Here is a 690-nt window from a genome sequence, read left to right as displayed (position 1 = left end):
AAAAAAAAAAAAAAATAGGCTCATAAAAGTGCAAAATTTCGTTATTTTGCTTATTTTTTAGAAATTTAGATAAACAAAAAACTACCACAATTTCTTGTGATAGTCAACTATCAAATTGAATTAGTTAGCTTCTTCAGTAATGTATTTTTCAACATCTTTTAAGTGAATACTGAAGAAACTTGTAATTCCACGTGTTTGCATTGTTGCGGCAAATAATGAGTCAACTCTTTGCATTGTTCCTGTTCTGTGTGTGATAACAATGAATTGAGTTTGTTTCTTAAGTTCTTGCAAGTATTCTGCATATCTAACAACGTTAGCTTCATCAAGCGCAGCTTCAACCTCATCAAGAATACATAATGGAAGAGGTCTAGCTCTTAAGATGGCGAATAATAATGAGATAGCAATAAGCGCTTTTTCTCCCCCTGAGAATAATTTAAGGTTTTTAACACTTTTTCCAGGAGGTTGAGCAAAGATGCTGATTCCTGATTCTAAAATATTATTAGGTTCAACGAATCTAACTTCAGCAGCTCCTCCTCCGAACATAGATTTGAATACGTTGTTGAATTCTTGGTTAACATCGTGAACAACATTTGTAAGTCTTGTAACAATGATTTTGTCAAGTTCAGCGATAGCTTGGTATAAAGTGTCTCTTGTTTGAACTAATTCATCTCTGTTAGCTACTAATGTGTC

Annotated in this window: 1 pseudogene; it reads right to left on the bottom strand. The window is 32.9% G+C overall.

The features are described from left to right. Window positions 1–120 precede the first annotated feature (120 nt). Window positions 121–690: pseudogene (locus VBM91_RS03050) on the bottom strand (ABC transporter ATP-binding protein); the annotation flags it as partial.

Source organism: Mycoplasma sp. 2248, from assembly GCF_034863245.1.
Taxonomy (GTDB): domain Bacteria; phylum Bacillota_I; class Bacilli_A; order Mycoplasmatales; family Metamycoplasmataceae; genus Mycoplasmopsis.
Note: the sequence above shows the minus strand (reverse complement) of the source record. Positions and strands in the feature narration are given on the sequence as shown.